This is a genomic window from Aeromonas sp. R6-1, from assembly GCF_040908165.1.
Taxonomy (GTDB): Bacteria; Pseudomonadota; Gammaproteobacteria; order Enterobacterales; family Aeromonadaceae; genus Aeromonas; species Aeromonas caviae.
The window spans coordinates 1-16,841 of the sequence record NZ_JBFODF010000049.1 but is presented as its reverse complement, the minus strand read 5'-3'; the positions used below and the strand labels follow the sequence as shown (position 1 = coordinate 16,841).

Sequence of the window (16,841 nt, the reverse complement as noted above, 5' to 3'; positions counted from 1 at the left end):
CCAAGTCCGGACGGGTTGGCACAAGCCTTTATTCTGGGTGAAGAGTTTATCGGGTCAGACCCCTGTGCGCTGGTGCTGGGGGACAACATCTTCTACGGCCACGACCTGCAGAAGCAGTTGGCGGCGGCAGCGGCCAAAGAGAGTGGCGCTACCGTCTTTGCCTACCATGTGCATGACCCCGAGCGTTATGGGGTGGTGGAATTTGATAAAGAGGGTACCGCTATCTCGCTGGAAGAGAAGCCACTGGAGCCCAAGAGCAACTATGCGGTGACCGGCCTCTATTTCTACGACAACGGCGTGGTGGAGATCGCCAAGAGCCTGAAGCCATCGCCCCGTGGTGAGCTGGAAATTACCGATGTGAACCGTATCTACCTGGAGCAAGGCAATCTGTCGGTGGCCATGATGGGCCGTGGTTATGCCTGGCTGGATACCGGTACCCATGAAAGCCTGATTGAAGCGAGCAACTTTATTCAGACCATCGAGACCCGTCAGGGGTTGAAAGTGGCTTGTCCGGAAGAGATCGCCTATCGCCAGAAGTTTATCAGTGCCGACCAGATACGTGAGCTTGCTGCGCCATTGGCGAAGAATGCCTATGGACAATATTTGCTAAAAATGGTTGCCAAAGCCTGATGTGATATAGGGGGGAGGGAAGATGCTCCCCCCATAAAAATTGAATCAAATGTGGATAGACAGATGAATGTAATCAAGACAGCGATTCCTGACGTGCTTATTTTTGAACCAAAAGTATTTGGTGATGAGCGTGGTTTTTTCTTTGAGAGTTTCAACCACAAGTTGTTTGAAGAGGCGGTAGGATATCCGGTTAACTTTGTGCAGGATAATCATTCCAAATCCTCGAAAGGGGTGTTGCGTGGTTTGCACTATCAACTACCTCCCCATGCCCAGGGCAAGCTGGTGCGTTGTGTTGCTGGTGAAGTGTTTGATGTGGCGGTAGATATTCGCAAAAGCTCACCGACCTTCGGCCAGTGGGTTGGCGTTCACTTGTCAGGTGAAAACAAGCGACAGTTGTGGATCCCGGAAGGGTTTGCACATGGTTTTTTCACTATAAGTGAGACAGCTGAGTTTTTATATAAAACGACAAACTATTATCATCCGCAAAGTGACAGGAGCATATTGTGGAATGACGAGAACTTAAGTGTTAATTGGCCATCAGATAAGACGATCTTATCAAAAAAGGATGAGATGGCTGTTATGTTTTCTGATGCGGAATATTTCCTTTAGTTTTCCATTGTCATTTTATAAAACGGATGAGTTATAATATTTTGATGTGTATTCGCAAGATATTGCTTCATTATTTTTCCAAGGTTGTTTATGAATCGAGATAGCAGTATATCACCAATTCGCATGTTGTCTTTTTATAATAATCGTCATTTAATTATCACTCTAGTTCGTCGAGAAGTTGCTGCTAGATATCGAGGCTCACTGTTTGGGAATTTGTGGGCTCTATTTACACCACTTTTTATGTTGGCTGTTTACACTTTTATTTTTAGTGTGGTATTTAAGGCTCGCTGGAGTGGTGGTAGTGATTCGCGTAGCGAATTCGCTCTGGTATTGTTTGCAGGCTTAATGGTATTTAATCTATTTTCAGAGTGCTTTAATCGAGCGCCACGTTTGATTCTGGAGAATGTCAACTACGTCAAAAAAGTTGTATTTCCACTTGATATCCTGCCTTGGGTTGCATTGGGTAGTGCCATGATAAATCTACTGATCAGTTTTTTGGTGTGGATCGCTTTTTATACTATTGCCTTTGGTATTCCGCCTGTTACCGCGTTGCTTTTCCCTGTTGTGATTTTACCGCTTGCCTTGTTAGTCATGGGCGTCTCATGGGCACTTGCTGCGATGGGGGTCTACTTGCGTGATCTTTCACAACTGGTGGGCGTAATCAGTACAATATTAATGTTCCTCTCACCGATATTCTACCCTGTTGAAGCGTTGCCAGAAGAGTATCGCCATTGGTTGAACATCAATCCACTAACCCCGGTGATAGCACAGGTACGGGATGTGCTCTATTGGGGAAAATTGCCTTCTTGGGAGTTATACGGCATTACATTGATTGCCGGTATGGCGGTAATGTACGCCGGATTTGCCTTGTTCCAGAAAACGCGTAAGGGGTTTGCCGATGTGCTCTGACAAAGTCGCGATTGAAGTGCGTGGTTTGAGCAAGTGTTATCAGGTTTATGAGCAACCGGTCGATCGACTCAAACAGTTTGTCATTCCTCGCTTATCCCACTTGTTTCGTGGTGCTGCCAGACAATATTATCGCGAGTTTTGGGCGCTCCGGGACATTGATTTCACGATTAAAAAGGGCGAGACCGTTGGAATTATCGGCCATAACGGGGCCGGGAAATCCACGCTGCTCCAGCTGATTTGCGGCACCCTTAATCCATCTCATGGTGAAGTTAACGTCAATGGCCGTATTGCAGCCTTGCTTGAGCTGGGGGCTGGATTTAATCCGGAGTTCAGTGGGCGTGATAATGTCTATCTCAATGCCAGTGTCCTGGGATTGAGTAAAGAGGATATTGATGCAAGGTTTGATGAAATTGCTCGTTTTGCCGACATTGGCGATTTTATGGAGCAACCCGTCAAGACCTATTCCAGTGGCATGTACGTGCGTTTGGCGTTTGCGGTACAGGCGTGCATAGACCCTGAAATTTTGATCGTCGATGAAGCGCTGGCAGTTGGCGATATCGGTTTCCAATACAAGTGTTTCAAGCGTATGGAGGCCCTGAAAGCGAAGGGGGTAACCATTTTGATGGTGACCCACTCAACAGGCAGTATTCTGGAGTATGCCGATCGTTGTCTGGTAATGGAAGGGGGACGCTTGATTGGTGATACTACGGATGTCTTAGCAGCAGTCATGGCGTATGAAAAAGGGATGATATTGTCGGAAGAAAAAGCAGAGTCATCTTCATCAGTAGCAAGTGAAAATGACGGAGAATGTCCATCTCAATCGCTCTTAATTGAGAAGCAAAAAAATGAAGCAAATATGGTGCTGGGTGAAAAACGATTTGGCTCTGCCCGCGCCATAATAGCAAGTCTGACAATATTAAAAAATGATGGAACACCTTATCATGAAGAACCGTTAGTGAAATCTGGGGAGACTTTAACACTGCGCTTTGAGCTCTTGGCGTGTGAGGCTATTGAAGATGTAGTGCTCGGACTTTCTTTGAGTCGGACTCAAGGTGGTGATATATGGGGGGATAACAATATTGCTGCCGGCCATTCTCTCACTTTGAAACCAGGTCGCCAAATAGTGACTTATCAAGTTACTTTACCAATCAATAGTGGTGATTATTTACTGCACTGTGGGTTGGCCACCCTCAGAGGAGGAATGCGTGAAGAACTTGATCAGCGCCGGCCAATGCGTGCGGTCAAGTTCTGGTCTGCCCGAGAATTGGGCGGTGTTGTACATGCTCCAATTACTGTTCTGGCCTGAATTATTCGGAGTTATCCATGCTGGCTGCTTTTCTACCTCCTTATCCTTTTCGTGTCCAAGCTGCACCTTATCTTTGGTGCTATTACCGTTTACTTTGTGAGTGGGCTGATGAATCAGCTTTCTTTATTACTGGGCGTGATTATGTCCGGGCTCCTAGTGATTGGGAAGGTCGCTGGGAATGTGATCATGCAGTACAATCTCGGTTGGGATATTCCTTGCCAGTTAATGCCATGCCTGAGCAACATCATTATGCATGGCTGAATGAGAATAGATTTGATGATTGGCTGAATAAGCTCAATGGTAATCCGATAGAGGCGTTTCGGCGTTTCTTGTGTGAGCGCGATGCGGCTTTTGAGCGTGAGCTTGAGGGGTTACTAGATACAGCTCCGGCTAAACTTGAAGCCATCGTCACTATATGTAATGTCGCTTCACTGGAGGCGGTGTGTGCTGCCCGTGGTATTCCTGTCATCCATATTGAATTGGGTCCACTGCGTGGCCCCCTGTATCGTGAGACCGGGTATGTCGATTTTCGCGGTGTCAATGGCAACTCTGAGTCAGCTCAACGTTATTCCCTCTGTGATGATTGGCAATTGTCACTCACAACACGAGAGCTATTGCATTTTTTCTTGACTCATCCCGAAACTTGCCAGAGTTTGCCTGCTCAAACCACTTATGAATGTGGGGCGGTGTTGCAAGTTGAAGACGACTCTAATCTGGTTGCTTATGGCAATGGAATGAGCAATCTCGCACTGCTTGCTGCCGCACGTCAGAAAGTGGCAGCACATGATCTGCTTGTTCGCGCCCATCCGGGAAGTCCATTTGCGCTTAAAGCTGCGCAGATCAATCTCGATGACTCACCTAATAGTCTATATTTTGTTGCTTTGTGTCGAAAGATATTAACTGTCAACTCCAGCGTAGGACTGGAGGCGCTTTTACTTGACAAGTCACTAACGGTATGGGGTGATAATTCTTACAATTTTATATTGGAAGCGCATGATGATGCTGAACGTATAAAACGGCTCAGTTTCTATCTATTTGGATATTTGGTGCCCTATTCATTACAGTTAAAACCTGCATATTTACGCTTTCGATTGGGCGAACCTGAACAGCACGATATAATACTTTGCCATGTGAGTGAATACATGCGACAAGATCACCTTGATCCTAAAATATTTGATAGTCTCCCTTCTTCGGCTCAAGCAGCTGTTTCTATACAGTTTGCCAATCTTGTTCGTGAGCATCAGGCTGATGCGCGAGCTTGGCAAGAGCGTAATGCTGAATTGGCAACCACGTTGTCTGAACAAGCAGAGTTACATGCCAAGCATCTATCTGATTATGAAGCTGAAATTGCGCGTCAACATCAGGAGGCTCTTTCTATCATCGAGAGGCAACAGAAAAATATTGAGGAAGCGCATCAGCAGGCTGCAATTATTTCTGAACAGTTAGTTATTGCTTCTGAACAGGCATCAGCGGCATCTGAGCAGGCTGCAATTATTTCTGAACAGCTAGTTATTGCTTCTGAACAGTCATCAGCGGCATCTGAGCAGGCTGAAATTCTCTCTGAGCGATTGGCAGTTATCTCTGAACAAGCCGAGTTTTCATCTCGCCAAGTTAATGCTCTTGAAAATCAACTTCAGCATCAGGATGCTCTCTTTCAAGCTTGGCAACAACAAGTGACAACCAGTTTGTCCTGGCGGATAACAATGCCTTTAAGAGTGATGGGCCGGTTGATGCGTGGTGATGTTGTTGCATTACAACATGGCTGGCGACAAGTATGCAGCGAAGGAGGCCGGCGTGGTAAACTGGCGCGCATGATCCGCCCGTTAGTGCGTCCTATGGTTATTCTTGCCAGAGACCCATCATTATTAATGAAAGGATGGCGCAGTTTGCGACATCATGGAATCAGAGAGACGTTACATCGCATTAGCCATATATTGGGTCATCAGTCTCACTATGCCATGCCAGAGGTTATTTCTCTGGGAGATAAAGATACTGCTGAGTTAGTTATTCTAACAACTACGCATTGTGGTTATCTTGCCGAATTGATGTGCGCAAGTTTGAAGAAAGTGAATATTCAGGCTGTAGTTCAATATCAAATGCCTGAAGAAGGTTACTTGGATGTCTTGCATATCGTTATCTGTCCACAGATGTTCCCTGTTTTACCTGGGCAATATATCGCTTATCAACTTGAGCAGTCAGTCAGTTCTCGTTGGTTCACTGACGATTACCTTGCTCGTCTGGAAAATTCCCTGGCCATTTTCGACTACTCTTTAAAGAATATTGCCTTTTTGCAAGATAAAGGATTGAGCTATCGCCAGCTCTATCATCTGCCTGTGGGTTTTCTTCCGCGCGAGCTTGCCGACTCGGTTCCTGAGACGGTTGATGTGTTATTTTATGGTGACATTAATAATGATAGACGTAGAGCCTATGTTGCGGAGCTAAAAAAGCATTTTTCAGTGAAAATCATCAATGATCTTTTTGGTGATGCGTTGTATGCTGAAATGGCAAAAGCAAAGGTGATTGTTAATATTCATTATTATGAAGGCGCGCTACTGGAAACGACCAGAATATACGAGTGTTTGTCGCAAAATAAAATTATTGTATCTGAAGAAAGTGCAGATATGGATGAGCATTCAGCATTGTTGCCCCTAGTCGATTTTGTGCCAATCAATAATATTGATGAAATGGTAGAGCGAGTTCGCTACTGGGTTAGTGATGATGTTAGACGGAATAAGCGAAGCGTTCAATTAAGAAAGGCATGTGTAGAGACTCCTGATGTTTTTTCATATTATTTTCTGAGAGCATTTTTAGCTCACGATCTTATCACGTATGAACAATTTTATACTGCAGTGGGAGATTCAATTAGTTTTGATTCGGATATGGTATGTTTAGGACTCCCTGAAACAGTCTCCCGACGTGCGGATTTTGATAATGACAATCATTATGGGATTCAGTATTTCCCTGGTCTAAGGCATCGTCTTGGATGGGTTGGCTGTGGTTTGAGTTATAAATTTCTCTTGCATCGCGCAAAAGACCTAGGGCTTGAACGTATAATGATTTGCGAAGATGATATTGAATTTCCTGAGCATTTTTTATCTCGTCTGAAAAGTGTAAATGAGTATCTCAATGAACGAAAAGATTGGGATCTTTTCTCGGGACTGATAGCTAACTTGCATCAAGATACTAATATCTTGGCGTGTACGGACTATAATGGCCAAAAATATGTCACGATTGACAAAATGACTAGTACGGTAATGAATATCTATTCCAGAGATTTCTATGAAAAGCTCTTGGGTTGGGATGATCGAAATCATGATGCAAAAACTAATACAATAGATCGTTATATTGAAAGTCGCAGTGATCTACATGTAATTACTACACCAAAATTTTTAGTAGGACATAAAGAAGAGTTGGATTCCACATTGTGGGGCTTTAATAACAGCACATACCGTGAAATGATTGCGGAAAGTGAAAGGCTTTTGGGGCTAAAGTTAGATGAATTCAGCTCTAAACAATCGTGATAGTATGAAAAGCAATCACTGGCTCGACATTTGTCGAGCCAGTGCTATCCTGCTGGTTCTATTATCACATGGCAGACGCTTGTTGCTTCCCATTTTTCCAGATGCTCAACTTTTTAAGTTTGGTGGTTTTCTCGGGGTTGAGATATTCTTTGTGTTATCTGGTTTTTTAATAGGCTCAATTATTATAGAAAAGAGTTCTAAAAGTGATAGCCGTTGGGGCTGGATTCCTAAATTTTGGGGGCGTCGTTTTTTACGGACCTATCCCAACTATTTATTGTTCTTACTCTTAAATTGGCTGATTATTGACACATGGCGACCTGAATCGGCACCAGAATTATGGCGTTATATGACATTTACGCAAAGCTTGTTATCGCCCCATCCTAGTTTTTTTGGTGAGGCTTGGAGCTTGGTAATTGAAGAAATTTTTTATTTTTTTATACCAATACTAATGCTTTTTACTTGGCAAGGTTCTGCTATGCGGACATTATTGGTTACTCTTTTTATATTGCTAGTGTTTTCTTTGATGATGCGCATAATATTTGTGTGTTTAGAGCCTGGTTTAACATTTAATCAAGTCAGATCGACAGCATTATTACGTCTTGATTCAATTATGATTGGCGTATTAACCTCTTATTTTTATTACCATGGTAAACTATGGCGAGATATAACAATTAAGGCAGCACCTTTCTTAGCTTTGTTGCTAATACCCGTTATTATTATCTCGATGCAGCCAGATGAAGTTATGGATGACAGTTTGTTATTAAAAATTTTATTATTTCCAATAGCGAATCTCGCTGCCGCTGGTCTGCTTGTTTTTGGTATTAACTTAAGGGTAAATAATTTATTCTATAGATTTGTAAAGCCAATTGCCAGATGGTCATATTCTGCGTATCTCGTAAATTTATTAGTGTTAAGTGCTATGGGTTTCTATTTGCCAAATGTGACTGAGGATACTGCTATTTTATATTGGCTTGGTTTTATATTTGCTACGCTAATTATCTCTGCTGCTATTTATAACGTTTTTGAACGCAATATTTTACTGTGGCGTGATTACTGGATTAAATAGCATGTGCCAATATCATTTATCTATTTCTGTGGTTACTTATTGCACTGAAAAGTCAATGATAACAACAACTTTCAAAAAATTACAGAGAGCAGTAACTGATGCTGGGGTTGTGAGTTCCTTGATAGTTGTAGACCACTCTCCATCGAGTGATTTTTCTATTAAAAATGAAGATGTAAGCAAGAGTTTTATAGGTGATCATGACTTGATTTTTGCACAGTCAAATCCTGGGTTTGGGGCTGGTCATAACCGTGCATTACAGACTGATACTAAATATCATCTTATTCTGAACCCAGATCTTGAAGTGGCTCCAGATGCACTGAAAAATGCGCTCGAGTTTATGGAGCAACATCCGGAGTGTGGATTATTGACGCCTTTGGCGACATGGGCTGATGGTGAGGTACAACGGCTTTGCAAAGGTTATCCAACAGTCTTTGATCTATTGTTGCGTGGTTTTGCGCCCGCGTTTGTGAAGAAGATATTCCATCTGCGGTTGGCAAAATATGAGATGGCTGATCAGCTCAACAATCATGACGTGCTGTGGGATCCACCCATTGTCAGTGGTTGTTTCATGCTGTTTCGTACAGATGTTCTGCAGCAGCTCGGAGGATTTGACCCTCGCTTTTTCCTCTATTTCGAAGATTTTGACATCAGTTTGCGGGCAGGAAAGATCAGCCGGATTGCCTATGTTCCTCAAGTGAAGGTTGTCCATCACGGTGGCCATGCATCCCGCAAAGGCTGGCGCCATATCTGGATGTTTGGGCGCTCTATGGTGACTTTCTTCAATATTCACGGTTGGCGTTGGTGGTAATGTCAGATATCAAAAGTACAGTCTTGGTAACAGGCGCCAACGGATTTGTTGGCAAGGCGGTCTGTGAACACCTGCTGAGTCTGGGCGTGAATGTGAAAGGTGCGGTGCGAAGTCACCCGCTTGCTTCGTATCACATCAACGCTCCCTCTTTGACAGCAGATGCAAACTGGACAACCCAATTACAACAGGTGGATGTTGTCATTCATTGTGCCGCCAGGGTGCATGTGATGTCTGATAAGGAAGCAGATCCTCTAACAGCGTTTCGAGCGGTAAACACAATTGGCACATTAAATCTCGCAAACCAGGCCGCAGATGCTGGTGTTAAGCGCTTCATATTTATTAGCTCGATTAAAGTAAATGGTGAGCAGACTGAGCCCGGTAAGCCGTTTGATGAACATGTCCAGAATCCACCACAAGACCCTTATGGCCGCTCAAAATATGATGCAGAGCAAGGGCTGATGGCACTTGCTAAGAAGTGTGGTATGGCTGTCACCATTATCCGGCCTCCTCTTATTTATGGTAAGGGTGTGAAGGCTAATTTTGCCAGCATGTTAAAGATGGTGCATACCGGTTTTCCACTCCCCTTTGCCCGCTTGAAAAATGCACGGAGTTTATTGGCATTACCCAATTTATGCGATTTCATTGCTCGTGCGATAGATCATCCTGCTACCGTGAATCAGATTTTTTTGGTCGCAGATCCAGTTCCTGTTTCGACATCTGAAATGCTGATAGCTATTGCTGATGCTGAAGGTGTCCCTTCTCGACTGTTTTATATTCCATCAATTCTAGTAAGAGGGATTGGTCGTTGCTTTGGGATTGATGCCAAATTGCAGCGGATTTATGGCTCTCTAGAAATGGATACGGGCAAGGCTCAGAGGCAGCTACAATGGTCGGCTCCTTATACGTTTTCTCAGGCTTTATCCCTGATGGCATCTTCCAAAAATGAGTAGTTTGTGATGCTGACATTTCCGTTACTTCTAGTTTTATGTTTGTTTTTCTCCATGATCATGACAGGCTTACTTAAGCGCTACGGTCAGAGCCGTCTTCTTGACCAACCCAATCATCGCAGCTCACATTATATCCCTACGCCGAGAGGTGGAGGCATGGCGATTGTCGCTACATTTCTGTTGGCTTCTCCTATTCTCGTCGTGAGCCAGGTGTCGGATTTGTATGGGGTATCTTATGGAAGCTTGCTATTGATATGGATTGCAGCACTGGGCATCGCACTAGTTGGTTTTATCGATGATCACCTGTCTCTCGAGCCAAAAACTCGTTTAATTGTCCAGAGTCTTTCTGCTGCATTGGTTGTATTAGCTGTTGATGGATTGCCAGAGCTGACCTTCTTGGGGTGGCAGCTAAATCTTGCCTGGTTTGGTTATGCGCTGGCATGGTTAGGTGTGATCTGGTTTATCAATCTTTACAACTTCATGGATGGCATCGATGGCCTGGCTGCCGGTGAGGCCGTGACTGTTTGTGTTGTCATGGCATTACTGCATTACCTTTTAGGAAGTGAGTGGCCGTTTGCGAGTTTGACCCTGTTGCTGGGGGCTTCTGCTGCGGGCTTTTTGTGCTGGAATTTTCCACCGGCCAAGATCTTCATGGGAGATGGGGGCAGTGGCTTCCTTGGTATGATGCTCGCATCCCTGATGTTGCTTGATGCAACTTTCGCTCCCCAATTCCTGTGGGCGTGGCTTGTCATGCTCGGCGTCTTTGTCGTTGATGCTACCTGGACTTTACTGAATCGCTATCGTCTCAAATGCCGCCTGAGTGAAGCTCATCGAACTCACGCATTTCAATATGCTGCAAGGCACTGGAAAAGTCATCGTAACGTGACACTGATGGTGCTCTTCATAAATGTGCTTTGGCTTGCACCGATTGCTGCCATGATTGTTGGGGGGGGGCTCGATGGCGTGTTGGGTCTGATTATTGCCTACTTACCGCTAACTTATCTCGCATTTTACCTAAAGGCAGGAGTACCTGAATGAGCACAGATTTTTGGCCGGGAGGTAGCTGGTTACTTACCTGCCTTGGTTCCTTGTCACGAGCCAGCAAACGAGCAATATCTGTCTCAGTAGATACGTTATTGATTACCATGGCATATTGGGGGGCATATTGGATCAGGCTTGAACATAGCTGGCCAATCGCAAGCCCCCATCATTGGGCCCTTTTGTGTGCAATTATTGTCCTCAGTATTAGTGTCTTTGTTCGCTTGGGTTTGTATCGTGCAATCTTGCGATATGTTAGTTTTCGAGTGCTCTGGACAATCTCATTAGGTGCATTTGTTTCAACGAGCTTTTTTGTTATCTCTGCGTTTTACTTCGATATCTTCCTGCCCAGAACCGTATCGGTCATCTATCTCTCGTTTTTGGTGTTGATGGTCGGTGGTGTGCGGTTGTTCTTTCGGGCACTGTTGAATACTACTCGTTTGGCGCGTACACAGGTTCTGATCTACGGTGCGGGTTCCTCGGGGCGGCAGTTGCAAGTGGCTTTGTTGCAAGGCAATGAGTTTTACCCAGTTGCTTTTGTGGATGATGATCCTGCCAAACAAGGATGCGTTATTCAGGGATGTACCGTATACAACAGTGCTCAGCTCCCCACCCTGATTGATCACCATGGGGTGAAGAAGATCCTGTTGGCCATGCCAAGCAGCACCAGGGCTCGTCGTCAGGAAGTGATCAATGCACTAGAGCCACTATCTTGTGAAGTGCTGTCTATCCCGGGTATGGCCGATCTGGTCAATGGCTCTGCCCGTATTGATCAGCTTAATGAAGTCTCCATCGACGATCTGTTGGGTAGAGACCCGGTAGAGCCGGTGACGACATTGATGGAAGCCAACATCACAGGCAAAGCGGTCATGGTGACGGGGGCTGGGGGCTCCATTGGATCGGAGCTCTGTCGCCAGATCTTGCGGTGTCGGCCATCCACCTTGGTTCTGTTTGAACTGTCTGAATACGCCCTCTATGTCTTACACAAAAACTTGCGTGAACAGTGCGAACGTGAGGGAATTGAAACTGAGCTTGCTCCGTTACTGGGCTCGGTGCAGCGCCAGCACCGCCTCAAGACGGTGATGCAGAGCTTTCGGATCCAGACTATCTACCATACTGCCGCTTACAAGCATGTGCCCTTGGTCGAGTTCAATATCATAGAAGGGGTGCGCAATAATGTATTTGGCACTCTTTATGCTGCTCAAGCAGCCATTGAAGCGGAAGTTGAAACCTTTGTACTGATATCCACTGACAAAGCGGTACGCCCAACCAACACCATGGGGGCCAGCAAGCGCTTGGCCGAGCTCATCCTGCAAGCCTTGACCCGTGAAAAGCACAAAACCCGTTTTTGTATGGTGCGCTTTGGTAATGTGCTCGGATCTTCCGGCTCAGTGGTGCCACTGTTCAGACAACAGATAGACAAAGGTGGGCCTATTACTCTGACTCATCCCGATATCATACGCTACTTCATGACAATACCGGAGGCGGCCCAGTTGGTTATCCAGGCGGGCGCGATGGGGGAGGGGGGCGATGTTTTTGTGCTCGATATGGGGCAGCCAGTCCGGATCATGGAGCTTGCAAAACGTATGATCCGTCTTAGCGGTCTGACGCTTCGCGATGAACTTCGGCCCGATGGCGACATTGCTATTGAGGTGACGGGGTTGCGGCCAGGTGAAAAACTCTATGAGGAATTGTTGATTGGGGATGATGCTAGAGGTACAGAACATCCCAGGATCATGGTGGCGCAAGAATGCTGGCTCCCCTGGTCAAGGCTGCGTCCCTTGCTGGCCTCGCTGGATGACGCCTGTCACCACTTTGATCAACAGAAAGTACGCGACATTCTGATGCACGCTCCTGCTGCGTTCGAACCAACAGACGGTATCTGTGACCTGGTCTGGCTTGCTAAACAACGTGATCTGCCAACAGACAATGTGGTTCCACTTCCTACACACAACATCGATTTTTATATGGAAAATCAATGATATTCTATTATTACGCGCCTCATAAGACATCTTTTTAATTCAATTTCTGGTTGTTTTTTTGAGCGATCAAAAACTGATTAGACCAGATTGACTACCCTTTTGAGCAAAGCATAGGTAAAATCACCCCGCCGATTCAAAATTAATCTTGTATCCTCTTGTGCTTAATAGGCTCAGCATGATCATGGTTATCACGACGGATAAGCATAACGAGCGCCTCGCCGTCATGCTTGCCAAGGTGAGCAGGATAAAAACTGTCATAAATCTTTGGCAAACTTAACAATATGTGGACTGCGAGCACACTGGGAGCTGCAACTCAGGGGCGGTAGCCACTTTATTGCTTTTTTGAATCGATTCCTATCTGGGTTGTTGCGGTCAATTTTGTCACTAAATAAGTGCAGGCTGCCGTCAGGCAAATTATAAGCAGGTCGTTCCAAATGACGAACCTGATAATTTCAAGGGATGAAACAAAATGGAAACGTCTGGTCTGATTGCCTTTTTGGGGACCGCGCTGGCTATCGCTTGCTTGCGCCCATTGTCAGCTAAATTACAACTTGTTGATCTGCCGAATCAGCGTAAACAACACGTTGGTGCGGTCCCTCTGATTGGAGGCATTGCCGTGTGTCTGGGGGTTTACCTCAGCGTCTTCTTCACGATCCCCTTGCAAAGTTCGATCATCATCATGCTGAGTTGTGCCGGTTGCATGATGATGATTGGTGCCATTGACGATGCCAAGGATATCTCCCCCTGGATTCGGTTGAGCTTGCAGGCCCTCCTTATCCTGGTGCTCTGCCTCTCGACCAATATCAGCCTTCATCAGTTTGGTGATGTGCTGGGGGTCGGAAATCTCACCATCCCATTTGTGGATCTGCTGGTCGCCATAGTCGCGGTCTGCGCCGCCATCAATGCTTATAACATGATGGATGGCATTGACGGGCTTGCTGGCAGCATGGCTGGCATCTCGCTGATCGGGCTCTCCATCCTGTTTACCGACACCATGCCTGACATGGCCCAGCTCTGCTTGATCATCACCATTGCTCTAGCGCCATATCTGCTGGTCAATCTCACAATTCCTCCTTTCAAACGAAAGATATTCCTGGGGGATGCAGGCTCCATGTTCCTCGGCTTTATCATCGGCTATCTGGTGCTGTTTGGTTCACAACATAATGACCTGCAACCTGCATTTCGCCCTGTCACCGCACTCTGGCTGATCGGCCTGCCGTTGATGGACATGGTGGGCATCATGATCCGTCGTATTCGTAAAGGCCAATCCCCCTTGCGCCCAGATCGTAATCACCTGCACCATATTCTGCTTCATGCCGGCTTTACCTCCCGCGAAGCTCTGCTATTGATCGTGGTTGCCAATCTGGGCATCGTCTTCTTCGGCATTGTTTCCGAACAAGCCCAACTGCCTGAATGGCTGATGATGGCACTTTATCTGTTGCTGTTTGCTGCTTATTCCTACTGCTTGACACATGCTTGGAAGTTGGGACGTTGGATCAAGGGGAACAAGGTGTCAGCAACTGATTCTGCTCGAATCAAAAAAAGTTAATCTATCCGCAGCAACTTTCTATTTATAACGTTGTAAGTAGGCTTTGAATGAAAATTCTCGTTACCGGTGGCGCAGGCTTTATCGGCTCTGCCGTGGTGCGCCATATCATCCGTGATACCCAGGATGCCGTTATCAACCTCGATAAACTCACCTATGCAGGCAACCTGGAATCCCTGGCTGATGTATCGTCAAGCGATCGTTATGCGTTTGAGCAGGTAGATATCTGCAATCGCGCAGAGCTGGATCGGGTGTTTGCTACCCATCAACCGGATGCCGTGATGCACTTGGCCGCCGAGAGTCACGTTGATCGCTCTATCACAGGCCCCGCCGACTTCATCGAGACCAATATCGTCGGCACCTATATGATGCTGGAAGCGGCCCGCGCCTATTGGAACGGTCTGGACGAGGCGCGCAAGACGGCCTTCCGCTTCCACCATATTTCCACCGACGAGGTGTATGGCGATCTGCCACATCCGGATGAAGCGTCTGCTGGTGAACCCTTGCCACTCTTCACTGAAACGACGTCCTACGCCCCCAGCAGCCCCTATTCTGCCTCCAAGGCTTCCAGTGACCATCTGGTGCGCGCCTGGCGCCGTACCTACGGCATGCCCACCATCGTCACCAACTGCTCGAACAACTACGGCCCGTACCACTTCCCCGAGAAACTGATCCCGTTGGTGATCCTCAATGCGTTGGATGGCAAGCCGCTGCCGGTCTATGGCAAGGGCGACCAAATTCGCGATTGGCTCTATGTGGAAGACCACGCACGCGCGCTCTACAAGGTGGTGACCACGGGCTTGGTCGGGGAGACCTACAACATCGGCGGTCATAACGAGAAGCAGAATCTGGAGGTGGTACACACCATCTGCGATCTGCTGGACGAGATGGTGCCGAAGGCGGGCTCTTATCGTGAGCAAATCACCTATGTGGCGGATCGCCCTGGCCATGATCGCCGTTATGCCATCGATGCCAGCAAGATGAGCAGTGAGCTCGCATGGCAGCCGCAAGAAACTTTCGAATCTGGCATTCGCAAAACTGTGCAGTGGTATCTGGATAACCAACAGTGGGTCAACAACGTCAAGAGCGGTGCCTACCAATCCTGGATTGAGCAGAATTACGGGGAGCGTGCCTGATGCATATTCTGCTGTTTGGCAAAAACGGTCAGGTCGGTTGGGAGCTGCAGCGTGCACTCGCACCGCTGGGCCACATCACTGCCGTTGATTTTGACTCCACCGATTATTGTGGCGATTTCAGCAACCCGGCAGGGGTGGCCGACACGGTACGTCTTGTCAAGCCGGACGTGATTGTCAACGCCGCAGCCCACACCGCAGTCGACAAGGCGGAGAGTGAGCGGGAATTTGCCGAGCTGCTCAACGCGACCAGTGTGGCGGCGATCGCCAAAGAAGCGGAAGCATTGGGTGCCTGGCTGGTGCATTACTCCACCGACTATGTGTTCGATGGCAGCGGTGAGCGCCCCTGGGTGGAAACCGATGCAACTGCACCGCTCAACGTCTACGGTGAAACCAAGTTGGCAGGGGAACAGGGGGCGGCTCTCTGCGCTCGTCACCTGATCTTCCGCACCAGCTGGGTCTACGCCGCCCGTGGAGCCAACTTTGCCAAGACAATGCTGCGCTTTGGCAAAGAGCGTAGCGAGATGTCAGTCATCAATGACCAGTTCGGCGCTCCGACCGGTGCCGAGTTGCTGGCCGATTGCACTGCCCATGCTCTCCGCGTGGCGCAGTGCAAACCCGAGGTCGCCGGGCTGTACCATCTGATTGCCTCTGGTACAACAACATGGTTTGACTACGCCCAGCTGGTGTTTGCCAAAGCCAGAGAAGCCGGCGTTGAACTGGCTGTGACACAGCTCAATGCGGTGCCGACCAGTGCCTTCCCGACCCCGGCCAAACGCCCCCATAACTCCCGCCTTGATACTGGTAAATTCCAGCGCACCTTCGATCTGGTGCTGCCGGACTGGACAGTCGGTGTGGAGCGGATGTTGACCGAGATCCTCGGCAAGTAAATCACTGGCCAGAGATGTAGTGACTGCCTCCCTGGCTGGCAGGGATAAAACAGGAAGGTGTGGCCGCAAGCCACCTTTTTCTTTTGCAATTTAAAAATAAGAAACAAGCATCATGACCAAACGTAAAGGCATTATTCTGGCCGGTGGTTCTGGCACCCGTCTCTATCCGGTGACCATGGCGGTGAGCAAGCAGCTGCTGCCCATCTATGATAAGCCGATGATCTACTACCCGCTCAGCACCCTGATGCTGGCGGGGATTCGCGATATTTTGATCATCAGCACGCCGCAAGATACTCCCCGCTTTGAGCAACTACTGGGTGACGGTAGCCAGTGGGGCCTGAATTTGCAGTATAAGGTGCAGCCAAGTCCGGACGGGTTGGCACAAGCCTTTATTCTGGGTGAAGAGTTTATCGGGTCAGACCCCTGTGCGCTGGTGCTGGGGGACAACATCTTCTA

Annotated in this window: 14 protein-coding genes; all 14 read left to right on the top strand. The window is 47.3% G+C overall.

Annotated features, from left to right (window positions below; all coding sequences use genetic code 11):
* On the top strand, positions 1 to 630 hold a 630-nt coding region (rfbA, locus tag AB5Y68_RS16435; protein WP_368207378.1), incomplete at its 5' end, for a glucose-1-phosphate thymidylyltransferase RfbA.
* Positions 631 to 693: 63 nt separating this feature from the next.
* The gene (rfbC, locus tag AB5Y68_RS16430; RefSeq protein ID WP_120415137.1) at positions 694 to 1,239 is read left to right on the top strand and encodes a dTDP-4-dehydrorhamnose 3,5-epimerase; all 546 of its coding nucleotides are present in this window, start codon (positions 694 to 696) and stop codon (positions 1,237 to 1,239) included.
* Positions 1,240 to 1,329: 90 nt separating this feature from the next.
* Positions 1,330 to 2,148, top strand: coding sequence for an ABC transporter permease (locus AB5Y68_RS16425; RefSeq protein WP_182721659.1), 819 nt, complete (start codon positions 1,330 to 1,332; stop codon positions 2,146 to 2,148).
* Positions 2,138 to 3,454 (top strand): ABC transporter ATP-binding protein, encoded by a 1,317-nt coding sequence (locus AB5Y68_RS16420; RefSeq protein WP_368207376.1) that lies wholly within the window; start codon positions 2,138 to 2,140, stop codon positions 3,452 to 3,454. The genes AB5Y68_RS16425 and AB5Y68_RS16420 overlap by 11 nt, the downstream gene beginning before the upstream one ends.
* A 17-nt stretch (positions 3,455 to 3,471) precedes the next feature.
* The gene (locus AB5Y68_RS16415) at positions 3,472 to 6,975 is read left to right on the top strand and encodes a glycosyltransferase family 25 protein (protein ID WP_368207374.1); all 3,504 of its coding nucleotides are present in this window, start codon (positions 3,472 to 3,474) and stop codon (positions 6,973 to 6,975) included.
* A 4-nt stretch (positions 6,976 to 6,979) separates the two neighbouring features.
* Positions 6,980 to 8,041 carry an acyltransferase family protein gene (locus AB5Y68_RS16410; protein WP_368207372.1) on the top strand — a complete coding sequence of 354 codons (1,062 nt, stop codon included), beginning with the start codon at positions 6,980 to 6,982 and terminating at the stop codon, positions 8,039 to 8,041.
* Position 8,042: 1 nt separating this feature from the next.
* On the top strand, positions 8,043 to 8,849 hold the full coding sequence (locus AB5Y68_RS16405; RefSeq protein WP_368207370.1) for a glycosyltransferase family 2 protein: 807 nt from the start codon (positions 8,043 to 8,045) through the stop codon (positions 8,847 to 8,849).
* Positions 8,849 to 9,799, top strand: coding sequence for an SDR family oxidoreductase (locus AB5Y68_RS16400; protein ID WP_080770108.1), 951 nt, complete (start codon positions 8,849 to 8,851; stop codon positions 9,797 to 9,799). Before AB5Y68_RS16405 ends, AB5Y68_RS16400 begins: the two co-directional genes overlap by 1 nt.
* Before the next feature lie 153 nt (positions 9,800 to 9,952).
* Positions 9,953 to 10,834: a glycosyltransferase family 4 protein gene (locus AB5Y68_RS16395; RefSeq protein WP_368207368.1), complete on the top strand. Its 882-nt coding sequence runs from the start codon at positions 9,953 to 9,955 to the stop codon at positions 10,832 to 10,834.
* Positions 10,831 to 12,816, top strand: coding sequence for a nucleoside-diphosphate sugar epimerase/dehydratase (locus tag AB5Y68_RS16390; protein WP_113978068.1), 1,986 nt, complete (start codon positions 10,831 to 10,833; stop codon positions 12,814 to 12,816). The genes AB5Y68_RS16395 and AB5Y68_RS16390 overlap by 4 nt, the downstream gene beginning before the upstream one ends.
* A 469-nt stretch (positions 12,817 to 13,285) precedes the next feature.
* A complete protein-coding gene (gene wecA / locus AB5Y68_RS16385; protein ID WP_368207366.1) occupies positions 13,286 to 14,365 on the top strand; it encodes a UDP-N-acetylglucosamine--undecaprenyl-phosphate N-acetylglucosaminephosphotransferase in 1,080 nt (359 codons plus the stop codon).
* 47 nt (positions 14,366 to 14,412) lie between these two features.
* Positions 14,413 to 15,498: a dTDP-glucose 4,6-dehydratase gene (gene rfbB, locus AB5Y68_RS16380; RefSeq protein ID WP_368207364.1), complete on the top strand. Its 1,086-nt coding sequence runs from the start codon at positions 14,413 to 14,415 to the stop codon at positions 15,496 to 15,498.
* Positions 15,498 to 16,385: a dTDP-4-dehydrorhamnose reductase gene (gene rfbD / locus AB5Y68_RS16375; RefSeq protein ID WP_368206926.1), complete on the top strand. Its 888-nt coding sequence runs from the start codon at positions 15,498 to 15,500 to the stop codon at positions 16,383 to 16,385. The genes rfbB and rfbD overlap by 1 nt, the downstream gene beginning before the upstream one ends.
* 112 nt (positions 16,386 to 16,497) lie before the next feature.
* A partial coding sequence (locus tag AB5Y68_RS16370) for a sugar nucleotidyltransferase (RefSeq protein WP_368206927.1) occupies positions 16,498 to 16,841 on the top strand: 344 nt, incomplete at its 3' end.